This window comes from Nocardia sp. NPDC058058 (assembly GCF_042885355.1).
GTDB lineage: Bacteria > Actinomycetota > Actinomycetes > Mycobacteriales > Mycobacteriaceae > Nocardia.
Genome location: NZ_JBHVSA010000055.1, coordinates 1 through 1,069, shown reverse-complemented (window position 1 = coordinate 1,069; position 1,069 = coordinate 1). Strand labels below are relative to the sequence as shown.

The following is a 1,069-nucleotide window of genomic DNA, read 5'->3' as shown; positions in this document are numbered from 1 at the left end:
GGACAGGGACCGAAGGGGCTGAACCGGCGTTCAGTACCTGTCCAGGGGAGGGGGTACCGAGGGAGGGGAGGAGGCTCCCCGGACCGCTCAGGGACTGGAGGGGGCTCCGGGCACCCGATTCCCGGCCGCGCCCCGGGAGGGGCTCAGAGCCCGCCTCCGCAGCCTCCACAGCCCGCGCAGCCGCCTCCGGCGGCACAGCCCCCGGGCCCGGCCCCGCCGTCGCTCCCGGACCAGCTGCCGCCCCCGCCGCCCCCGCTTCCGCCGGAGCCCCCGTCCATGAGCCAGGCGAGCAGGATGGAGACGGCCACCGGAGCCACGACCATCGCCAGCATGGCCGCGCCGCTCAGGGAGTCCTGAGTCGCCTGGAGCCTGGGGGCCAGCACGATCAGGGCCAGCGCACCCCACGACCCGAGACACAGGTGGACGCTCAGCAGCGTCCAGAGCCCCTGCCTCGTCACGAGAACATCAACATCCCGGTCATATCCGGCAGGTTGCCCGTTGTCCCGCTACGGAACACCCCGGTCCGCCCACGGGCGCGCGGCCCCTCGCCGCTCCGGGACTCCCGGCGGACGGGGCCGCAGGTTCAGCTGGCGTCGCCCGCCGCCGAACCGGTCGCGAGCTCCGTGCCCCAGCGCGCGATCGCGGCGGGCAGGTCGAGCGGGCCGGAGCGCAGGTCGGAGTCGGCGGCGGGCCAGTCCTCCCGGGGGACGCGCCACATCAGCTCGAACTCGTTGCCGTCCGGGTCCTTGGCGTAGAAGGACTTGGAGACCAGGTGGTCGGTCGCGCCGACCAGCGCGCCGCGCTCGGTCAGCTCGCGGCCCAGCTCCGCCAGCTCCCCGAGGGTGCCGACCTCCCAGGCCAGGTGGTAGAGGCCGACCCGGCCCTGTTCGGGCCCGGGGGCGTCGGAGCCGATCGCGAACAGCCCGAGGTCGTGGTCGTTGAGGCTGCCCGGGGCGCTCAGGAAGGCGGCCCGGCCGGGGATCAGGTGGTCCACCTGGAAGCCGAAGACCTCGGTGTAGAAGGCGACGGAGCGCTCGACCTCGCGGATCCAGAGCACGGCGTGGTTCAG

Annotated in this window: 2 protein-coding genes; both read right to left on the bottom strand. The window is 74.6% G+C overall.

The genetic code is table 11. The annotated features are described in order from the left end of the window. Window positions 1-143: 143 nt before the first annotated feature. Entirely contained in the window at window positions 144-458 is a 315-nt protein-coding gene (locus tag ACFVUS_RS44135; protein ID WP_073794908.1) for a hypothetical protein, read from the bottom strand. A 125-nt stretch (window positions 459-583) separates the two neighbouring features. Then, the coding region (locus ACFVUS_RS44130) for a VOC family protein (RefSeq protein ID WP_387781609.1) at window positions 584-1,069 on the bottom strand (486 nt) is incomplete at its 5' end.